Origin of the sequence: Ilyomonas limi (genome assembly GCF_005233845.1) — a bacterium.
Lineage (GTDB): Bacteria > Bacteroidota > Bacteroidia > Chitinophagales > Chitinophagaceae > Ilyomonas > Ilyomonas limi.
On the sequence record NZ_SZQL01000002.1, the window covers coordinates 336,430 to 357,778 of the forward strand.

At 40.6% G+C, this 21,349-nt stretch carries 12 protein-coding genes; 1 reads left to right on the forward strand and 11 read right to left on the reverse strand.

Annotated elements, in window-relative coordinates; all coding sequences use genetic code 11:
• The first annotated feature begins 60 nt into the window (after positions 1 to 60).
• Entirely contained in the window at positions 61 to 936 is an 876-nt protein-coding gene (locus tag FC093_RS04875) for an OmpA/MotB family protein (protein WP_240743192.1), read from the forward strand.
• Between the two features lie 606 nt (positions 937 to 1,542).
• Here the strand turns inward: FC093_RS04875 and FC093_RS04880 are convergent.
• From FC093_RS04880 to FC093_RS04930, 11 genes are all read right to left on the reverse strand, one after another.
• A complete protein-coding gene (locus FC093_RS04880) occupies positions 1,543 to 2,769 on the reverse strand; it encodes an aminopeptidase (RefSeq protein WP_240743193.1) in 1,227 nt (408 codons plus the stop codon).
• Between the two features lie 156 nt (positions 2,770 to 2,925).
• On the reverse strand, positions 2,926 to 6,066 hold the full coding sequence (locus FC093_RS04885; protein WP_170970995.1) for a GH92 family glycosyl hydrolase: 3,141 nt from the start codon (positions 6,064 to 6,066) through the stop codon (positions 2,926 to 2,928).
• Between the two features lie 370 nt (positions 6,067 to 6,436).
• The gene (locus FC093_RS04890) at positions 6,437 to 8,299 is read right to left on the reverse strand and encodes an alkaline phosphatase (RefSeq protein ID WP_137260614.1); all 1,863 of its coding nucleotides are present in this window, start codon (positions 8,297 to 8,299) and stop codon (positions 6,437 to 6,439) included.
• A gap of 198 nt (positions 8,300 to 8,497) precedes the next feature.
• Positions 8,498 to 10,015, reverse strand: a complete 1,518-nt coding sequence (locus tag FC093_RS04895; RefSeq protein WP_137260615.1) for a RagB/SusD family nutrient uptake outer membrane protein — start codon at positions 10,013 to 10,015, stop codon at positions 8,498 to 8,500.
• Between the two features lie 14 nt (positions 10,016 to 10,029).
• Positions 10,030 to 13,470 (reverse strand): TonB-dependent receptor, encoded by a 3,441-nt coding sequence (locus FC093_RS04900; protein ID WP_206106505.1) that lies wholly within the window; start codon positions 13,468 to 13,470, stop codon positions 10,030 to 10,032.
• A gap of 85 nt (positions 13,471 to 13,555) precedes the next feature.
• Positions 13,556 to 14,506 (reverse strand): FecR family protein, encoded by a 951-nt coding sequence (locus tag FC093_RS04905; protein WP_137260616.1) that lies wholly within the window; start codon positions 14,504 to 14,506, stop codon positions 13,556 to 13,558.
• 52 nt (positions 14,507 to 14,558) lie between these two features.
• A complete protein-coding gene (locus FC093_RS04910) occupies positions 14,559 to 15,137 on the reverse strand; it encodes an RNA polymerase sigma factor (RefSeq protein ID WP_137260617.1) in 579 nt (192 codons plus the stop codon).
• 617 nt (positions 15,138 to 15,754) lie between these two features.
• Positions 15,755 to 16,555, reverse strand: a complete 801-nt coding sequence (locus FC093_RS04915; protein ID WP_137260618.1) for a glycerophosphodiester phosphodiesterase family protein — start codon at positions 16,553 to 16,555, stop codon at positions 15,755 to 15,757.
• Positions 16,556 to 17,249: 694 nt separating this feature from the next.
• Positions 17,250 to 19,427, reverse strand: a complete 2,178-nt coding sequence (locus tag FC093_RS04920; RefSeq protein ID WP_137260619.1) for a GH92 family glycosyl hydrolase — start codon at positions 19,425 to 19,427, stop codon at positions 17,250 to 17,252.
• Positions 19,428 to 19,692: 265 nt separating this feature from the next.
• Positions 19,693 to 20,433 (reverse strand): 3-keto-disaccharide hydrolase, encoded by a 741-nt coding sequence (locus FC093_RS04925; protein ID WP_137260620.1) that lies wholly within the window; start codon positions 20,431 to 20,433, stop codon positions 19,693 to 19,695.
• A 112-nt stretch (positions 20,434 to 20,545) separates the two neighbouring features.
• Entirely contained in the window at positions 20,546 to 21,283 is a 738-nt protein-coding gene (locus FC093_RS04930; RefSeq protein ID WP_137260621.1) for a GDSL-type esterase/lipase family protein, read from the reverse strand.
• Positions 21,284 to 21,349: the final 66 nt, after the last annotated feature.

Here is a 21,349-nt window from a genome sequence, read left to right on the forward strand (position 1 = left end):
TGCAATCTTGGCCATAAATTTGTAATTATCAATCAATACTTTTGACTAAAATAATATAATATGATGAAAACCAACTTTCGCTTGCTTTTTAGTGCTGCGGTAATTTTACTTGCCACAAGCTGTGTAAGCAACAAAAAATTTCAATCATTGCAGGCAGATTACAACACCTTGCAAGGCAGAAGCAATGCGCTTTTTAAAGAAAATCAGGATTGCCAAAGCAACCTGGGCGCTGCCAATGTTAAAATTGCGGGATTGCAGGATCAGTTGCAGGCAGAACGTGCGCATGTTCAATCGCTGCAGTCTGCATTAGACAAGTGTTTAACTTCTACCAGCCAGGGCAATGTAAATATCTCCAAACTGGTAGATGAGATCAATGCCTCTAATAAGTATATCCAGGAATTGATTGCCTCTAAGAACAAGAGCGACTCTTTGAACATGGTATTGACCAACAATCTAACCCGTTCATTAAGCCGCGAAGAGATGCAGGACGTAGATGTGCAGGTACTTAAAGGCGTAGTGTATATTTCACTTTCCGACAATATGCTGTACAAATCCGGCAGCTACGAAATATCGGATAAAGCAAACGAAACATTATCAAAGATTGCCAAGATTATTAAAGACTACAAAGATTTTGAAGTGCTGATTGAAGGCAACACCGATAATGTGCCCATTTCAAAACCTAACATCCGCAACAACTGGGATTTAAGTACACTGAGAGCATCTTCGGTAGTACAGGCGTTGCAAAATAACTTTGGCGTAGATCCTAAGCGTCTTACTGCAGGTGGCAGAGGCGAATACAATCCTGTTGCCAGCAACGATACAGAAGCCGGCAGAATGCAAAACAGGCGTACCCAAATCATCATTACGCCAAAGCTTGACCAGTTTATGGAACTCATCAATCAAGCACCGGCATCCGATTCTACCGGTACGAAGTAAGTAGGGGGGAGCTATGAGCTGTAAGCATTAAGCTGTGAGCCCTGAGCTACGAGCTTTGAGCAAAATACATCGCGTGTATATTATTGAAAAAGTTATAAGCATTATCCAATACACTTTCGCAGCACATGCTAAAACTAAAGTAGCAATAAGCTTTTGGCTTATTGCTACTTTTTTATTGTATCATCAATACATCAAAATGGTATAATTATTATCGTTGATTTATTTAGCAGCACAAACTTATAAGCTCTACATTACTCTATATTCTCCCAGCCAAAACAATAATTAAACAATAAAAATCCATCTTAGGCTAAGTGGTGCGAATGCACAGACGGATACGCGGAGCGATCATGCCGTCCTTGAACCCACGAAGTGGCTCATTGAGTCCATTGAAAATATTTACTATCCGAAATAACTAAGCGAGGCGTTCTCATGAATACCATTGAAAAAGCATCAATATATTCATAACTTTTTGGTTACTTTTTGCATCAAGGCAAAAAGTGACAAACAAGCATTGCAATGCTACAATCATCCTCTCCTTTAACCTACAAAGCAGCTAATAAAAATCACTACCAACAGCTAAGCTCATCCATTTCATTAAAAAATAAATTACGACTCTCCCAACACAAACTCCCCATCTTTATAAATCACTTTTTCACTACCATCACTCAGCGTAGCCGTTACTGTTCTGTTGCTGGTGCTGATAATATCCGTATGCACTTTAGGACAGGAATTATAACCCATCTCAGCCCATTGCGCTTCTGTTATGGTTGCCATATCACCCGTAAAAGTATCTTTATAGGCATTGCCCAATGCAATATGTGTATTACCAAATGCACCACCCATGTTTTCATCGTAAAGCGTAGTAGCCATAAAATGGGTAATGCGGGAATGGCGCTTATCAGTTAGCGAAAATTCGCCCACTTTATCAGCATTTTCCTGCGCAACCATCTCTTTGAGGGCATCTTCATTCTCCGTAGCAGAGGAAGCTACTACCACACCATTCTCGAAGCGCAGCGATACACCGGAGATACGTTTGCCGGAATAATACAACGGCTGGTTGAAACGAATAAAGCCATTGGTGCCCCGCCAATCAGGAGAGGTAAAGATTTCAAAAGAAGGAATGTTTTTTCCGCCACCGCTCAGCCATTTCCGGTTTTTCCCTATTTGCACATACAGGTCCACATCTTCGCCGTTTATGTGCAGCTTTTCAATGGCTAATGCATCCAGTTTGTCCTTGATGTCTTCAATCTCCTGCTGTACCTGCTTCCATTTAGCCACAGGGTCGTCTTCTCTCAGGTAGCACGCTTCAATAATCTGCTCCCAGTATTGCTCCAAGGTAAGTCCGGCTTCCTCTGCCATAGATGGCGTGCCATAGAGACACAAGCTCCATGATAGTTTTCCTGCCTGCTCTTTTTGTTCCCGCATTTGCATGTAAGGCGCTCTGGCACTGTTCATCATGCTGATTTTGGAAGAAGGTAATCCTTCAAAAACATGTATGTCCGGCTCTGCTATAATAAAGAGGATATGATCTGTTGCATCTACAATGCCCTGCCAGTAAGGCTTTGCAAAAAAGCTGATCTGCTCATCACTGCCGTTTTCCAACAGAAAGCGTGCAAGGCTGTTCTCCCTGATATTATTAGGCTGATAGTGTGTAAGGAGGTTGCCACCTGCTGCATAAACCGCTTTGGCAATAGCCATAAACAAGTCTTTACTGCATTCCTGCCCCACAAGAAACACCGTGTCGCCTTTGTTAATTCCTTCTCCATTATTCAATGCATATCTTACCATTACCTGTGCATATTTTTTTAGCAGATTGTCATCCAGCTTTATCATTAGTATTTATTTTTTGATGAGAACGAAATTAGGAAGGATTGGAGAAAGGGAAAAGGAATAGCGGTGAAGGTTACTTTTCTTCGTTAAATACTCCTGAATAATTTACCCGTTTACACCCATAAACAGGCAATTTATAGTCCTCCTGTTTGAAGGCAGTTACGGATACACTTTCTCTTTCTGATAAATGGATTGTATGTCTGCTACAGATAATGGCGCAATATAAATTTTTACATCCCGCATTTGCCCGGTAAATGTTCTGTCAAGCGGAAATTCTTCATTGCTGCCGATAGTCCATTTTGCTGCTACATCCAGGTTAATTTCTTCTTCGAGTGGTGTGATACCTTGTAGCTTTCCATCAATATACACACGCAAATCGGCGCTGTTACATACACCTGCTATCTGGTGCCAGCGCCCCTGCCAGTCTTCAGGTAGTTGCACGGTGCAATCACCTCTGCCCCAGCCTCCGGCAAAGAACGTGAGACTTTTACCATTCACCAATTGCAGTACATGATTGTCGCCTTTGGCTATAAGCTCCACCAACGGCTTGTTGGTACCCGCATCGTAGATCCATGCTATCATCGTTAAGGCTGTTCCATTGCTGTCGAGGCTTGCTGTATGCGGCAATTCAATATAATTTCCAAATGCAGCTTTGTGTCCATTATTTTCAAAGCCCGATACATCTGTTACCATTTCTTTACCCATTATTTCTCCGGGTATATCCAAAACAATAGCACTGTCGGCAGTACTATACACCTTACCCTTTGCAACTGCATCTTTTATGGTTAATTGATATCCTCCGTCTTCTCTTGCTATTGCATGATGATTGATTACAACTGAATCACCGGCGTGTAACATCACTGTATCATATCGCAGCAACTTATCGTTTAGCTTCACTGGTATAACAAACTGATGAGCTTCTCCATCCATATTTTTTACAGTATAGCGGTAATACATTTTACTACCTTTTTTCGTAAGTGGAGAAACCTGCACGTTTGATATAAATGAGTTATCAATTGTTTGGTGTTCAGGTTTGGTAACCTGTATAAATAGCGGGGATAAGTCTGCCAACTGCAATTTGTTATTGCCATAAGCATACAAGCGGCATAGTATCGAATCCCTTTTATTTTCCTGTTTCTCAACAAAGCAATTTTTCTGTAAGAAGGTGGAATCATTTATACGCAACTTTACAATAGCCGTACCTGCTGCTCCTGTATTATTGATGGTGAATGTTATCCAGAAAGGCTCATTTGGTTTTACGCTTTTTTGTGAAAGGGAAATAGCTGATAAATAGGTTTGCATATCACTATCCTGCTCGCCCGGTATAGCACCTTTTCGTTGCATTTTATCAGCTACGCTATCCATTGTAAAAGTTAATTCACCGCCTTTCAAGATAGTTGCATGTGTAAGCCATGTATCGTTGTAGGCTTTACCGTTCAGATGAATGCTCTTTACATAAAAGTTATCCGGTGAAATGTTATTTGCATGTATATCCAGATGCTTACCATTTGGCAATATCACTTCTACGTCCTTAAACAAAGGTGCTCCCAGGGCATACACCGGATTGCCGGGGCAAACAGGATACAATCCCAAAGCACTCCACACAAACCAACTGGATGTTGCACCCAAATCGTCATTGCCTGGTAAACCGCCCGGCGTTGCAGCAAAACGCTGTTCAATAGCATGTACCCATTGCTGCGTTTTGTAAGGATAAGCCGTACTGTTGAACAAATAAGGTACATGAAACATCGTTTCGTTATCAAACACCAGCCTGTTATTCTCAAACGCTTTATCTATCATTTGAATAAAGTTGTCATCACCGCCAAGCAGGTTAATCAGGTCACGCTGATAGTGTGGTATAAAGAGGGTATAAACCCATTGATCACCTTCTTTATAACCAGCATTGGCAGTTCCATGATACAGCGCATCTCCCTTGCGTGGCAAGAGGCTAAGCTCGTCTGCATTAAATAAATAACGATAGTTGCGGCTTCTGTTTGTAAGTATTGCATACAAGCTATCATCGTGCATTATTGCTTTTGCATATTGTGCCAACGCCCAGTCATCATACGTATATTCAACAGTTCTTGTTACCGATTCTGTATGCGGATAGGGAATAAAGCCTTGCTGGTACAAAGACATATCCGGTTGCAGGTAAGGACCATCCACAATACTCTTTTTCATTGCCCTATACAACAATACACTATCCACCGGTCTGATACCTTTTAAATAACTATCCACCAGAATGGGAATGCTGTGGTTGCCGGTCATGGATTCAATGGGAAGATACCCTTTCTGCTTATAAATATCAAGCATTGACAAGATCATGTCTGATTGCCTGTCGGGGTACAATAACGACAACAGGGGATGCAGCGAACGGAAGGTATCCCAGGGAGAAAAGCCGCCATATGCATGCTTTCCTTTTGCAGTATGTATCTGCCCGTCGGCACCTCTGTATTTACCATTCACATCAGAGGTGATCCATGGCAGTAAAAGCGAATGATATAGGGCAGTGTAGAAGATCTCTTTATTTTCTTTTGAAGTATCAGTGATACGAATAACAGATAATAGTTTGTTCCATGATTGCCCTGTATTTTCCTTTACTTCATTAAATGATTTATCGGCAAGCTCCGCATCTATATTTTGTTGCGAACTTTCAATGCTTATAGCAGAAGCACTAAGCTGAATGGTGATGATGGTATTGCCTATGGCAGCAGGAGAAAAATGTAGAATATAACCATCTGCCACCTTTTGCGTATCGCTAATAGCTTTATCAAAATGCAGGAGTGTATTAAATCTTCTTCCTGTTACATTATTGGGGGAAAGTATGGACATATCCCCAGCATCGCCAACCCAAATAGCTGGCATTACATGCGGCGGAAAAGTAATTTTAAACAGTCCTGCATGTGTGGTAGTGGTTGCTTCTATTTTTGTTTTATCATCTTCCAATGTTACGCTGTAATAACCCGGTTCAGCATACTCATTCGTATGTAAAACTGGGCGCTTATAATCGCTGTCGTATTTACCGGCAACGGGCATAATATGCAATCTTCCGCCAGAGCCGCCGGGGAAGCCGCTACGATGTTGCAAACAGCTAAAGAAGCGGATACTGCTGTCTTTATAATCATAGCCGCTGTTGCGGGTCTCGGGTGTTAATTGAATATATCCCCACGGTGCTACTGCGCCCGGATAAGTGCCGCCTTCATTACCCCATCTTGTATAAACATCACTTTTTGCAGTGCCGATAAAAGGATTTACATAATGCAATACTTCTTCCTGCTGCGCAAATAACAAGCGAGGCATTATGCAAGCTGATACGAAGAGTAAATAGTTTATAATATTGACAGGAAAATAAGACTTCATTTTAATAAAAGTGAATACTAAAATTTGACATAAATACTTCTTTTCTTATTAAAAAATTGTATGCTGAGGAAGTGTATTGTATGGCTCTATTAACTGCTGCAATATAACCCAGGGCTTCAGCCTTGGGATTACAATAGAAAAGGATAACGGGCTTTGGCCAAAGCACCCACTTGGGCTAAAGCCCGTAAACGCTCACCTCCGTTCTACCCAAGGCTGAAGTCTTGGGTTATAAACAATAACATACTCCTAAATACACAACAAAAGACGTAAGCAATCATCCAACACAACATTAAAAGTGTACAGCCATTTATTATTTCGCTATACCATAAGCCTCTAAAATTTTACTGAACAATGCCGTATTTTCATACACGCCTCTGAAGCGGAAAGACTGCGGTCCATAAGCAAAAACAGGCACTGGTAAAGCAGTATGATCGTTGGAAGCAAATTGCCCGCTTATATATCCTTTCGAGTAATCTCCATCCAGCAATGTCAAGCCACCTGTCTCATGGTCTGCTGTTACAATCACCAAAGTTTGCCCGTCTGTATCTGCAAATCGCAATGCCGCGCCCACTGTTTTATCAAAATCCATTAACTCCGTCGCTACATAGGCAATGTTATTGGCATGTCCGCCATAATCCACCTGCGCACCTTCCGTCATCAGGAAAAAGCCGGCTTTATTTTTAGATAAAATTTGTACCGTTTTAGCAAAAGCTTTTTGCAGCCAGTCGCCCCGTCCTTTTAATTCAGATAATCCCGCCTTTTTATCTATCACTATCCACTTTTTATCAGCCGTTTCTTTTACGCTATCAATGGCAGATACAATGCTGTATTTCTTTTGTAGCTGTGCTATTACACTTTCTGTAATCACCGCTTTATCTGATGCTTTTAGGATGTCTACATTTTCAAGACTTTCATTGCCCGACCCCATCAAGATGTCAATGGACGCATTTTCCAGGTCTTTCAGCACTGCAGTTGCATCATCGCGCTCGCTTTGGTGCGCATAAAAATCGGCAGGTGTTGCATCGGCAATATCACCACAGGTTACCAATCCTGTTTTAATATTTCTTTTTGCCAGCACAGCAGGCAGTAACGTCAGTGGTGCACCAGTATGATCGGCACCTACAAAACGGTTGTTGGTTTTAGCGCCCGAAGCAATGGCTGTTGAACCAGGACCAGAGTCTGTAATGAAGTTATCATAAGAACTTGTTTTGGATATACCGATGTTCCGCATATTAAAAATGTTCAGCGTGCCTTTATTAGCCGTGTAGCCGGTATATAATTGTGCGTAGCTGGTACCATCAGCTATCAATAGAATTAGATTTTTAACCGGTTTATCTATGCCATCTGTTTTATAAGTGGGCTGATAAGTTGCGTACGTATTGCTGGTTGAGGTATAAGTAGTTTTAGGTAAATTGTTTAAAAAAGTAGCCAGCGCCACAATATGATCGGTGTTGATATAATCCACACCCAAATGCATAAACTGGTACCACGCATTGGTAAAATCGGGCGCATCCCAAAAGCGAACTTTTTTGCCTAAGCTGTGTGCTTTGTTTACCGCTTTGGTAAGCGCAGTCCATTCTTTTTCGGGCGGGTTGCCCTTGCCGTTCCAGTGCGAGTAATTACTTAAATCATCACTTAGCATTACAATTCTTGTCAGTGCTTCTTTTGAATAATCTTTATACAACTCACCATCAAACCATATAAAAGCAGGATAAGCAGTAAATTGGGATTGATCCGGGCGGTTGCCGGTAATCACAAATTGTATAGAATGATTATTAATAAGTGTTGGATATTGCTTTAATAAGACGATCAATACATTCAATGTTTGAACAGAATCTGTCTTGAGATCAATTAACAATTGTAAATGTTTTGAGCTGTCTTTATATACATAGCCATTATTTTGTTTTATTACATTTATCAAGGGCTCTATATAATACTGCCGTAAGGTTCTGTGCACCTTCAGTTCCTCAGTATTGTGTGCGATATACAAGCTATCATTATCTAAAAAAATATCGGCTTCTATAGAGCCAAAGCCTTCATTGTAAGCTGTCCAAAACGGCACTTTTTGTTCATAATCATTATGAGAGTGCGCATTACTTACGGTATATTTTACCGGCTGTGAAAAAGCTGCTGAAACAACACCTGAAAAAAGAAGAAAAAAGATATAACGCATGTACAATTATAGTTAAATAGAACGGTTGTGTGGATAGAAATAATACTAATTTCCGGCAGGTTACTTCATACAAGCTGCACGCTACAAGCAGTTAGCTTCTATGAGCATATCATGCAACCTACAGGGGAAAATGGTATAATACAGCAACATAAAAAAGCATCCCGGCATTCATGCACGGGATGCTTATGATATTGATACTTACCAGCCTGCATTTTGTTTAATAACGCCGCCGCTGCTTTCAATCTCTGTTTGTGGCACCGGCCATACATTGTTTACATCCGGATTGAATGTTCTGGCAGGCCAAATGACGCTGCCATCATAACCATGAAGCGGTTGTGCATACGCCGCTTGCGCATCGCCCCAGCGCACCAGGTCGCGATGACGGTCTGCCCACTCGCCTGCAAATTCGGAGCGCCTTTGCTTCTTCAACTCCGCCATATCAGCATTTGTTACAGAAGGCAACCCGGCTCTGTTACGGATCATATTAATGTATTCATCGGCATTCTTGCCTTGCATCAGCATCGCTTCAGCTTTAATCAATATTATTTCAGCATAACGCAATAAGGGCGGGTTTAATGCAGTAGTAGGATGATCTCCGTTTGGACTAATGTAAGTACTCACCGGATCGCTGTGCCTGAACGGGTCCATGTATTTACGGAACTGGTAGCCGCTGGTACTGTTTACAGAACTGTACGTCATGGTGCTTCCGAAAAATTCAAAGGTATCACCCGGTTTTAAAATGGTTGCTTCCCTGCGTGCATCACCACTCTCATAAGCATCATACAATTCTTTGGTAGGTGTGTAATATCCCCAGCCGTTATACAAGCCCCAGCCTTTGTTTTCAAGCATTACACCAGGCAAAATGCTGCCCCAGCCGCCGGTACCCGCAGCCGTGCTGTAAGCACTCCAGATGTATTCTGTGCTCCAGTTGTTTTCTACGGTAAATACATCGGCAAAGTTGGTAAGCAAAGCATGTTTGCCACTGTTGATCACAGAATCGGCATACGCTTCGGCTTCCGCATATTTTTTCTCGTACAGATACACTTTACTCAAATAAGCCAGTGCCGCATCTTTATGCGTATGACCATAATAATCGGGACTGTACGTATCAAAATAAGGCAATAAAGCAGAGGCCGTTTTAAAATCAGACTCTATCATGGCGTAATTTTCACTGGCACTTGCTGCACGAGGAATGGCACTGCTGTTTTCAAAATCGGCTTCTGTTACAATGGGCACACCAGCTTTATCATTGGCATAGTTGTAAGTTAACTGAAAATACATCAGCGCTCTTAAAAAATAAGCTTCCCCGATCAGCCGGCTCCTGGTGCTTTCGTCCATCTCAATGTTGGGTAGATTTCTTATCACATCATTTGCTCTTTTGATCACCACATAACGCATTTTCCATTGGTCGGTGAGATAAGAAACGCCGGAAGTAGCCAGGTCAAAGTTTTTTACCGATTCTGCCTTTGCGTTGGACCTGCCGGTAACCATATCGTCGCTGGCATTGATATACCACATAAAACCGCGACCATAAAACTCTTCGCCATCAAACTGTTCATACATCGCATTCACGCCTTTTTGAGCATCAGTAGCGGTTTTCCAAAAGTTGGTGGTGGTAGGTGAACCTTCGGGTAAAATATCCAGCTTTTTGGTGCAACTGCTAATGAACAATGCAGCAACTAAAAAGGTGTTTATGGAAAATAGTATCTTTTTCATAATGGTTCTGAATTTTAGAAGTTAACATTTAAACCAAACAAAATTGTTCTTGCCTGCGGGTAGCGACCTATGTCAATGCCATAATTATCCATCCCTACTTCAGGATCGAAACCGGAGTAATTGGTAAACGTAAACAGGTTGTTGGCAGTAGCATATACTCTTAACGTATTAAGATGAAGACGCTCTGTAAGAGTGGCGGGCAACGTATATCCCAGCGTAAGGTTTTTTACTCTCATATAAGAACCATCTTCAATAAACCAGTCGGAAGTAGTGCTGAAGTTGCCATTAGGATCGCTTAGAGAAACCCTCGGAATATCTGCATTTGGATTGGATGGCGACCATGCATTTTTAATATCTTCCAGCATGTTATAGTTTTGTCCGCTAACGCTTGATTGCAAGCCTAAATACTTTAACCCATTAAAGAGTTTATTGCCCTGCACCCCTTGCAAAAAGACATTTAAATCAAATCCTTTATAAGCTGCATTAAAGCTAAAACCATAACTGAACTTTGGATAAGCACTTCCTTTCACCACGCGATCATTGTCGTTGATCACCCCATCACCATTGGCATCCACAAATTTCAGATCGCCGGGTTTTGCATTGGGCTGTATTAGCCCACCATCCTTATTTACATAACTGTTTACTTCTGCTTCCGTTTTAAAGATACCGGCAGTTTGCACTACGTTGTAAGCATACAAGGTTTGGCCGGTTTGAATAATTACCGGCGTTAATGTGCTTCTGATATTAATGCCGGAAGTGGAGATGTTGGTAGCGCTGTCATTCAGCGATAATAAGGTATTGCTCACCTTCGTAAAGGTAGCGCCTATGCTGTACTGGAATGCAGCTTGCGGTCCGTTACTATAATTAATACCCAGCTCAATGCCCTTATCCCTTGCTTCACCGGCGTTAATCCACTTGCCGTTGGTAACACCTGCGGTACTGGGAACAGCAATTTGCAAAATCATATCCCCGGTAGTTTTTACAAAATAATCAGCCGTTAAAGAAAGGCGATTACCCATAAAGCCAGCATCCAGGCCAACATTTGCCTGCTTTGATGTTGCCCATTTTAAATCGGGGTTTGATAAGGTATTTTCAGCATATCCATAGTAAACAGTTGGTACCGCACCAAAGTAAGAAGCAGTTGCAGCTAATGGCTGATTGACTGCATTTACCGGCAAACTTCCCAGATTGCCCAATACACCGTAGCTGCCGCGAATCTTCAAATTGCTTAGCCAGTTTTTAGTACCAGCCATAAAGTTTTCGCGGCTTATTACCCAGCCTGCAGAAGCAGAACCATAATTCTCAAATTTATTCTTTTCGGCCACCAAAGAAGAGCCATCGCGCCTTCCTAAAACGGATAATAAATATTTGCCCGCATAATCGTAGTTAACACGCGCCAGGTAAGAGATTAAAGCGCTTTCGGAATGACCGCTGCTGGGCTGAAATATTTGTGTAGCATTTTGAAAATAACGATACGCTTCACTCTCATCATCAAAACCCTGTGCAAACACATATACATAATCGCTTTTGGTGTTTTGATAGGTGTAACCAGCTACTGCATTGATGGTATGCAAGCCAAACTTTTTGTTGTAATTCACCGTTTGTTCAGCTAAGAGATCGGTGAAATCGGAAGCCGTTTGCGACAACTGGTTATAGTCGAAAATCTTTCCTATTTCGGGCACTTTGGTGCTAAAACTCTTGTTAGAAGAGAAAGACTTGGTAATGGAGAAATTGGAATGGAAATTCAATCCATCCATAATCTTGATATCAACGTATGGGTTCAACAATAATGTGTTTACCGGCGTTTTAGAATCCAGTCTTTTCAGGTAAGCTACCGGGTTAATCACATCTCCGTAATTACCGGCATATTCAACCGGCAAACCAGAGAAGGAACCATCCGCCGTATAGGGCGCTATGCTGGGCGGATAAAACAGGGAAGCCAACAGCGCGCCAGTATAGGCACTGCTGGTATTAGCACCGTTGCCGTTGGTATAAGCATATTGCATGTTCTCACCAAACTTCAGCCAGGGTTTTAACTGATGATCGGAATTGAACCGGAAATTGTACCGCTCGGTATAAGTGTTTAATAAAATACCATCTGCCTTGCGATAACCAAAAGAGGTAAAATATTTCGACTTATCGTTACCACCAGTAATGTTTACATTATAATCGTTGACAGGTCCTGTTCTGAAAACCTCATTTATCCAATCGGTACGGGTAATTTGTCCATCAGGATACACGCTTGCGTCAAATGCCGGAAGCCTTGCTACACCTGCATTATCAGCAGCCAGGTTCATCACATCGGCATATTCTTTAGCATTTAAAGAATGCAGTTTTCGCCAGGGCGTTTGCGATCCCAGTTTGGCATCCAGCGTTACAGTGGCAGCGCCTGCTTTTCCTTTTTTAGTGGTGATTAAAATTACACCGCCCGAAGCGCGTGCACCATAAATAGCCGCCGATGCATCTTTTAATACATCAATAGATTCTATCTCGTTGGGATTAATAACCGGCGTGCCGGAGTAAATAACACCATCCACCACATACAATGCCGATTCGCCATTGATGCCACCCAAACCACGTATGTACACACGCGGCTGAGAAGTAGGATCGCCACCTTCATTTTGAACGATAACGCCCGGTGCTTTTCCCTGTAAAACATCACCAATTCCGCTCACCGAACGGGAGGTTATCTTATCCAGTTTTACATCGGCTACTGCACCGGTAACTTTTGCACGGCTTTGGGTGCCATAACCTACCACTACCACTTTCTCCAGTTGATTATCTTCATGTTCCAACTGAATTACATTATTACCACCGGCAGTCAGTTTTACTTCCCTGCTTTTATAGCCAACAATAGAAACAACAATCGTTACTTCGCCCGCATCTGCTTCCAGTTCAAAGTTGCCTTTTGCATCGGTAATGGTGCCGGTAGAAGTGCCTTTAATAAACACGCTTGCATTTTGTACAGGTCCATTTTCGTCTACTACTTTACCGGTTATTTTTTGCTGCACCTCTTTATAAGTAGCGTACTGAACCAGGTGATTGTTTGCACCAACAGCAGCGGAAGTACCTTTTGCTGCCTTATTAAAAATAACAATTGTATTGGCATATGCCTGGTAAGTAAGCCCGGTGTTTTGTAAGGCTTTATTCAGCACATCTTCAATGGTGAACTGCCTTTTATCGTGCAGCGTAACAATATATTTACTCACCTCATTTACATCATATGCCAGCTTTACGCCACTGTTGGTGGAAATTTCTGAAAGGATCTTTTGAAGCGGCAGCCTGTCAGCATCAATGCTGATGACAGTCTTTAGCAGGTTTGACTGCTCTGAACTTTGTGCGTGTAATTGCATCATAGCCAGCATCCAGAAAAGGGATAAAAGTACCGGCCGCAAAACGGTGCCGGGCACATTCTTTTTAAGGATACACTGACGTGCAGCTTGTTTTGTTTTCATGTTTTATTGGTTTTAAAATAATATGGGTACACCCTCTTTTTAAAAGGAAGAGGCATACTCGTAAAGCAAATAAATATGCTGGTTTTTACAGCGGTTTGAGGATGATGGTATTGCCTTGTAGCTGAAAGCGGGCATGCTCCTGCTGCACCAGCAAGTTGAGTATAGAGATCGCATCATCCAGGCTTGTCGTACTGCTAAGGTGTACATAGTAATACCTTGTGTTCCCTGCCGTTTGATTGATAACTGAAATATTATAAGCCGTTTGCAGCCAATCTGCCAGTTCGGCAATGGAAGCTTTTTCCAAAACAATATCGCCATCTATCCACCCGTTGGCTTCGGCTACAGAAACAGAATCCCGATTGAATTGTTTGCTCCCTGCATGGTACTTCAACCGCTGATGTGGCAGCAATACACTGAGCGTATCTTTTGCTTTACTTACCGCTACCCTGCCGGTAACAACAGACACTTTTACATCGCCCGAACGGGGCAGCATTTTCACAGAAAAAGAAGTACCTTTTACAGTGGTGTTAATTGCAGCAGCATGTACTACAAACGGATGTACAGCATCTTTTTTAACTTCAAAAAAAACTTCTCCTTTTGTTATTTCTATATTGCGATGTTCAGCGAAATCTTCGTGGTAACGTACAGCCGATTGTTTGTTCAGCCAAATGGTACTTCCATCGGGCAATACGCTTTTCAGTACCGCATTGGCAGCAGCTATTTGCACTTCTCCCGGCTGCCGCGTTGCATTTGCCCAATATAAAATTCCCACTACTGCCAATATACAAGCAGCAGCTACATAACCATACATCTTGCGACTAAACCGGATGCGCCTTATGGGACTGCTACTGATATCAATGGCAGCAAACACTTTATGATGAATGACTTGCCTGATCGCTTCTTTCTCTTCGTCTGATGAAAATAAATATTCATCTCCTGATGCAGTAAGTTCATCCAGTTCTGCTTCTTCTGCTGCGCTGAGCCCGGTGCTGTTTTGCTTTTCTAACAGTTGCAGTATTCGGTTCTTGTTGTGCAAAAAGTATATTTTGCTATATAGACAGGAAATAGAAGAGAAATAACTATCCGGCTTACATAATTTTTTCCAGAAGCAGTACAATCAGCGTGAAACTACCTTTTAACAAAAGCGTTTTCATCTTTTTGTAAGCAGTATTGAGTTGGTTGCGGACAGTTTGAGGCGAGTTACGGGTTTGTTCAGCAATTTGATTAATACTCAAATCCTGAAAAGTATGGAGACAATATACTATGCGCATTTTTTCCGGTAGTTGGTTAACATGCGATTGTATCATTCTTTCCTGTTCTTTGGTGTTTAGCTTTTCATAAGGATTTGAATAACTGTTTATATTTTCTTCGTTATTGGTGAGTGCAACTATGATGGGTTTTTGTTTTGCCAAACAATTCCAAGCACGATTCCTTACAGCCTTTGTCAGATATGCATTTACCTGCTGCACTTCAGGCAATTCATTTCTTACAGACCATAAGTGAATGAAAAAATCAGATACAATTTCTTCGGCATCCTCCCGGTTTTTGATCAATTTATAGGCAGTTTGAAATAAGGCTTCCCAATACCTGTTGAAGAGGTCTTCAAAAGCAGTAACGCTGCCTTTGCGCAAAAGATTCCATAGTATCTGATCGTTTGTGGCCATCATAATCAACAGCAATCGGTATTGTAAAGTAACTCCTTATTATTTCAAAAATATGTTTAATTGAATAAGAACGGGCAAATACAGGTTTATAGCTAACAGCTGCCTGGTTAATACAGCGAGCAAATTTTTGGCAATGGAGAAGATTTTTAACGCCGACAAACGCAATAGCCATCGGTTTATGTTTTAGGTTATCGGAATGAGAATCAATTGATCAAAACCAGGTTAACCTTCTTCCAGTTGCATTTGTTTGGCTGTAGCTTCTAAAGCTTCATAAAATTCTTCCCTAATAGTATACACGGCATCTTAAATTTTTCTGCACCATTGATGGCAACTTGCTTAAGTTGTTTCTAAAAAACGGCTCAGTTGCTTAGCTCAGCTAAATCTTTAGATTTGTTCAAACTCCTTTTAATAACCCACGAAATTCAGAATTTTTAACTTACAAACTACATGGACTTGTTGCAAACAAGATAACGAAAACATGCCGTATCATTGTAATATTTCGATTTAACTTCTCATTTTATCTTTTATCTTAACCAAACCTTGAAACGAAATCTTCCTATTCACTATGAAACTTTCTTTGAAATTGACAGGCTATATCCAATTTACGTTTGGATTAGTAATCAAAAAAATGGAGCATCAAATTCTGAATCCAACTGAAACCAGGTTATTCCCTCTTTCATCATTTTCTGAATATCCTTATTAATGTCCTCAGACGGAGTTAGTGAATGAGCATATAGAAAACTGTTAATTATCCCAACTACTAATACGCCCTCTTTCTTTGCCCATTTAACATCTGCCGCTGTTAAATATTTTGGTCGGACAAAGAGATAATAATTATCGGGGGAATAGTTTGGTTTGGTTTTATTTACCTCCAGTTCTTTTCTGTTACAGTTTAATTTTATTTTTCCTGTGAAGAAAGGCACAGATTCTTCCGTTCCTATCATTAAAGCCCCTTTTTGCAAATCATATTTCTTCAAAAGTTTGATAACTCTATGGAATGTGGCTGTATCATTGCCATTTATTTTATTATCTATCATAACTTGAATTCCACCCTTCTTACAATTCTCCAAAACTTCTTCAAACTTAAGTACTGAGCTTCCTCCTACAGAACTCCTAAGTTTACTAATTTCATCCCATGTCATTGAAGCGGGAGATCTATCTACTCCATAATAACGCTTAAAGGTTGGATCATGCTGAACGATTAAAATGCTATCCTTTGTTATTCTTAAATCAACTTCTACCATACTGTACCCTTTACTTATGGCTGCCTTTAGTGCAGGCAAACTATTCTCAGTATTGGTACTATCAACTATTCCACCCCTATGAGCTATCAGATAATAATTTGTTTTAGGTGAAATGGTGGATTGTGAATATAGAACACCTGATAATAGACAAACGCACAAAGAAAAAAGTAATTTCATAATATAACTTTTAGAACTTCTAAGAGGTTCGTGAATATAAAGAAATAAAGAACTTTATTTATCGCTTCAGCCTCAAATTACCTTATCAAATCAATAAAAAAGGTAAGTTTTACTTCATTCCGCGATGCTAAGAGCAGAGATTTTTGCTTTCTTCTTTTTTGCTTTCATATAATTGAATAAAAAAATGCAAAAACAAGGAAAAGGGGAATAACAGTCATACCTATATTATTTACCTGTCTGAAAAACAGAGAGTATTATACCAACTTCAATTAAGTAGCAGTATATACGCTTAGTTTAAGTCTTAGGCTTTTTGCTTGTGGCTTGAGGCTTGTAGCCTTTATAGGGTAACCTAATTGAAATGGTAGTGCTATAGAATGTATGATGAAAGTAATAAAAGGGCAGTAGAACAAAGTAGCTTTGTAAGTTGTGAAGCAAGACAAAGCGGCATATTGTCCTTACTGCCTGTTCATAAAGGTAGTAAAGCATGCATCAAAAAGACAGGGACACAGAACTTGAAATGTAAGGAGTGTGGCAAGCAATTTCAGCGTGAATATCTGTATCTCGGGGTGCAGATAAAAGAGTAAAGAACAACCTGTTGCAAATGCGACGGCGAGGCTGTGGAATTCTGAATACAGCCCTATTTTCAAAAATGATGCTTACAAACGCTGTTGCACTTCACACACCATCTAACCATTTATTTTGTTTGCACTTTTAACTCACCACCATCTTTAAATAGGTCGTAGTCAATAAAATAACCATTATTGGTTTTATTGTTTACAGTAATTGCATTCATTTGTCTGCCACTACCGGTTTTCTTTATAATTAAAGGCTTTTTATCGTTCACCTGCCATTTCACTTCATCAAACAGCGGAACAGAAACGATATATTTTGTATCTGTAGCAGTAAACGGATACAGTCCGGTGGAGCTGAAAACATACCATGCCGACATTTCACCGGCATCATCCATGCCGCAAAGCGCCAAGCCGTACTCTCCTATTCCATACAGGCGCTCCATAATAGTGTCCAAAATTTTTTGAGACTTTTCGGGCTTGCCGATAAAATAATAAGAGAAAGGTGCTTCATGGTCTGGCTGGTTGCCGTGGCAATACTGCCCTATAAAACTCGATACATTGCGTGCAATATAATGCGGGTTCCAAGGCACTGTAAAAAAGGAATCGAGCTTTGCTTCAAAACCTTTTTCACCGCCATACAGTGCAATCAATCCCGGCATGTCGTGCGGTGCAAAAAAAGATACCTGCCATGCATTCGCCTCCCGGTACATGTACTCGTAATACGGGTATTGCGGATTGAAATTTTTAACCCAATCACCGTTCTCCAATTTGCCTCTCATAAAGCGGGTGGATGGATCAAAAACATGCTTATAATTTTTTGACCTTTCCATGAGTATCCTGTAATTAGCTGTGTCGTTAAGCACTTTAGATAGCTGTGCAACCGAATAATCATCAAACGCATATTCCAGTGTTTTGGCAACCGCGGCTTTGGCTTTGGTTTCCACCCAGGGAGAATCTATTGCAGGCGTTGAGATGTATCCTTTTTGAATATATTCTGATATATAGGGACGTGTTCCGCCTTCTATATTTGCGTTGCTCAGTAACAAGCGATACACATCCTTTACATCAAAATCATTGATGCCTCTTTGATAAGCACCGGCGATAAAAGCGGCAGCATGGTCGCCGTGAAAAAAGGTGGGAATAAAACCTGTTTTATCACCAATATCCTGTAAGGATTTAATTACATCTAACGTTACTTTGGGCGATAGCATACTCAGCAGCACCAGCTTGTTGCGGTACGTATCCCACAAAGAAGGAATTGCATAATAATTAAAGTCTGCCTTTATCACGTTGCCTTTTACATCGGTGTATTCTCCGTTTATATCACTGCGCAATGCCGGCCACTGAAAGGCCCTGTATAAAGAAGAATAAAATAACTCCTTTTGCTTTTCGGTACCACCTTTTACCTGCACTTTAGACAACAGGCTTTCCCAAATTTGTGTACCTTCTTTATGCACTTCTGCAAAGGACTTATTGCCTATTTCTTTTTCAAGATTTTGCTTTGCATTTTGAGTACTAACATAAGACAATCCAATCTTCAACTCAACAGGTTCCTTGCTGTTATTGCCAAGATGCACCAATGCAAAACCATCTTTGGTATCACTTTGCTTTTCCAATTGCTCAATCCGGGTATTGAGCGTTGCATAAAAATAAACTTTCTCATTCCCCACATCCTGGTAGCCTTGCAACGCATACTTGTCAACCTGTTCTATATTCCAATCTATTACCCTGTTATTCGCTTTTGAAAGGTCAAACAGAATTTGCCGGTTGTTGTTATTAGCGTACTTATACTGATGATATCCGCACCGTAATGTAGAAGTAAGGTTTACATCCACTTTATAATCATCCAGAAACACATGATAAAAATCGGGTGAAGCGCTTTCATTTTTATGGGAGAAACGAGAGCTGAATTTACCACCAGTACTTCCGGCGCCCGACACCGGCAGTATAGGAATATTACAAAGATTCCAATGCCCTTTGTTGGTATGGGTAAATCCATAAATAACGGTGTCTTCATACTCATAACCTGCACCGGTATGATATTCCGTTATCGGGCTGAGCTGAACCATTGCATTGGGCAATGCACTGCCGGGATATGTAAGCCCGGCCCAAACCCGCCAGCCCTTTGGCGGCGTGTACCCAATAATTTTAGGATCCAACAACGGTGCAGTGCCAATGAACGGATTGACATATTTTGTATATCTGGTGGCTGTTTGACTTTTACCTTCCGTTGCAGTTAAACAGGATGCAAAGAGTATTGCCAACAGGAGCCCTGAAATATTTTCTATTTTATTTGTCATCTTTTATGCAGTAAACTCTCTATTTGAAAAAAATAAACACGATTAGGAAAAAATGTATGCTTTGTAATTCTTTTATTGGTATTACACATTCCCATCATCAATGCTTGCTAAGCCGTTACCGTCTGTTAGTCGTTTCTAAAAGGATGTTTTATTGGAAGAAAACAGTTGCTTTATACATTAGTTTTTTTCAAAGAAATGACTGGCAGATAATAACGCTCAGCGAGACTTTGAAATGCACCAATTAAGAAGTGAATGACGTAAAAAATTAAAGCTGTCTGAGCTTAACATTACGAAAAGCCACTTCATGACCATGATCCTGGAAAGCTATTTTTCCCTCCGGGGAAGTCATAAAATTTTGCCAGCTTTTAAACTTGCTGTTAGCAACCATATTTTTCCACTCCTCACTTCCTTCCTGCACGTCAACTGTTTTAATGCCATTGAAATAAAAAGTAAGATGTCCTTTGTTTTGGATTATCCGTACCTGGTTCCACGCTCCTACTGCTTTAGGTTTTGATAAAGCAGCGGTGCCCGACATATCGTATAGCAAACCCGCCAAGTGATTTTCTTTTTTATTATCATCTGCTTTTATATTATCAAGCACCTGCATTTCAGCGCCGGTGTTGTACGTGTTGCGAAACTTCGGGTCTTCTTTTATGTCAAAAATAATTCCGCTGTTTCCACCTTCGGAGATTTTCCAGTCAGTTGAAAACTCAAAGTTTTCGTATGTATTATTAGTAACCAAATCTCCATTATTTTCCTTGTCTTTTGAGGTAGGGTCCATTACCAATGCACCATCAACTACCTTCCAGTTTTTAGTTACTGCATTCTTATTGTAGGTATGCCAGCCATTGGTTGTTTTACCATCAAATAACAATACCCAACCATTATTTTTTTCTTTTTGCGTTAATGTATTAGGCTGTTCGCTTGCTGAATTTGCTTTGGAAGAGGAGCATGCATAAAAGATACAACTTGCAACAAACAAAATGAAAAAGGAAGTTTTAAACATAATATGGATGATTTAAGATTATTATTTAAGAAATTAATTCTATGTTTTATAAAGTTACTGCCGCCCCTTTTTACCTACCCAACGTTTGCCATTTAATCACTCAGATTTATCCTTATTGTAAAGCTTCCTGTATAGCTTTCTCTGTTACCTTTTCCATTACTTTATAACCTGCCACATTTGGATGCACGCCATCAGTTGTTAGTTCCGCTTTCTGACCATTGCGTTCATCAACCAAAGGTGTAAAGTAATCGAGTATCGTAAAATGATTGGCGATTGCATACGCCTCGATTAGTTTGTTTAAAGCAATAATTTTGTTGGCAGGTTGCAACCCTTTTCGCCATGGATAATCATATATAGGCAGGTATTTACATAAAATTACTTTAATACCGTGTAGTGTTGCCAGTTCTGCCATTGATTGAATATTATCCATAATCCGTTCATAGGTTATATGGCCTTTATTCGCTGCAATATCGTTACTGCCAGCCAGAATGATAACCGCTTTTGGTTTCAAACCAATCACATCCTGCCGGAAACGAATAAGGAGTTGTGGTGCAATCTGCCCGCTGATGCCCCGGTCTATATAAGCGTGATTGTTGAAGAAAGCAGGGTCTGCATCTTTCCATCTTTCAAAAATGGAACTTCCTAAAAAAACAACACGGTTTTCTCCTTCTGTCGGTGGAGGCAAGGTTTCATTTTCTTTAGCATAGTGCGATAGTGCTGCCCAGTCATCCGAAAAATCTTCTTTACTTTTTACAGTATCTTTATTAGTTGTTTGTGCATGAGCATTACCGATGACGAACAGCAGCATGATTAATACACTGAACCTTCTATTTTTGAACAACTTCTTCATTTTTACAAGAATTTATTAAGCAATGAAAGCAGATAATATCAGGTGAAGCAGCAAAAGCAATTCTTC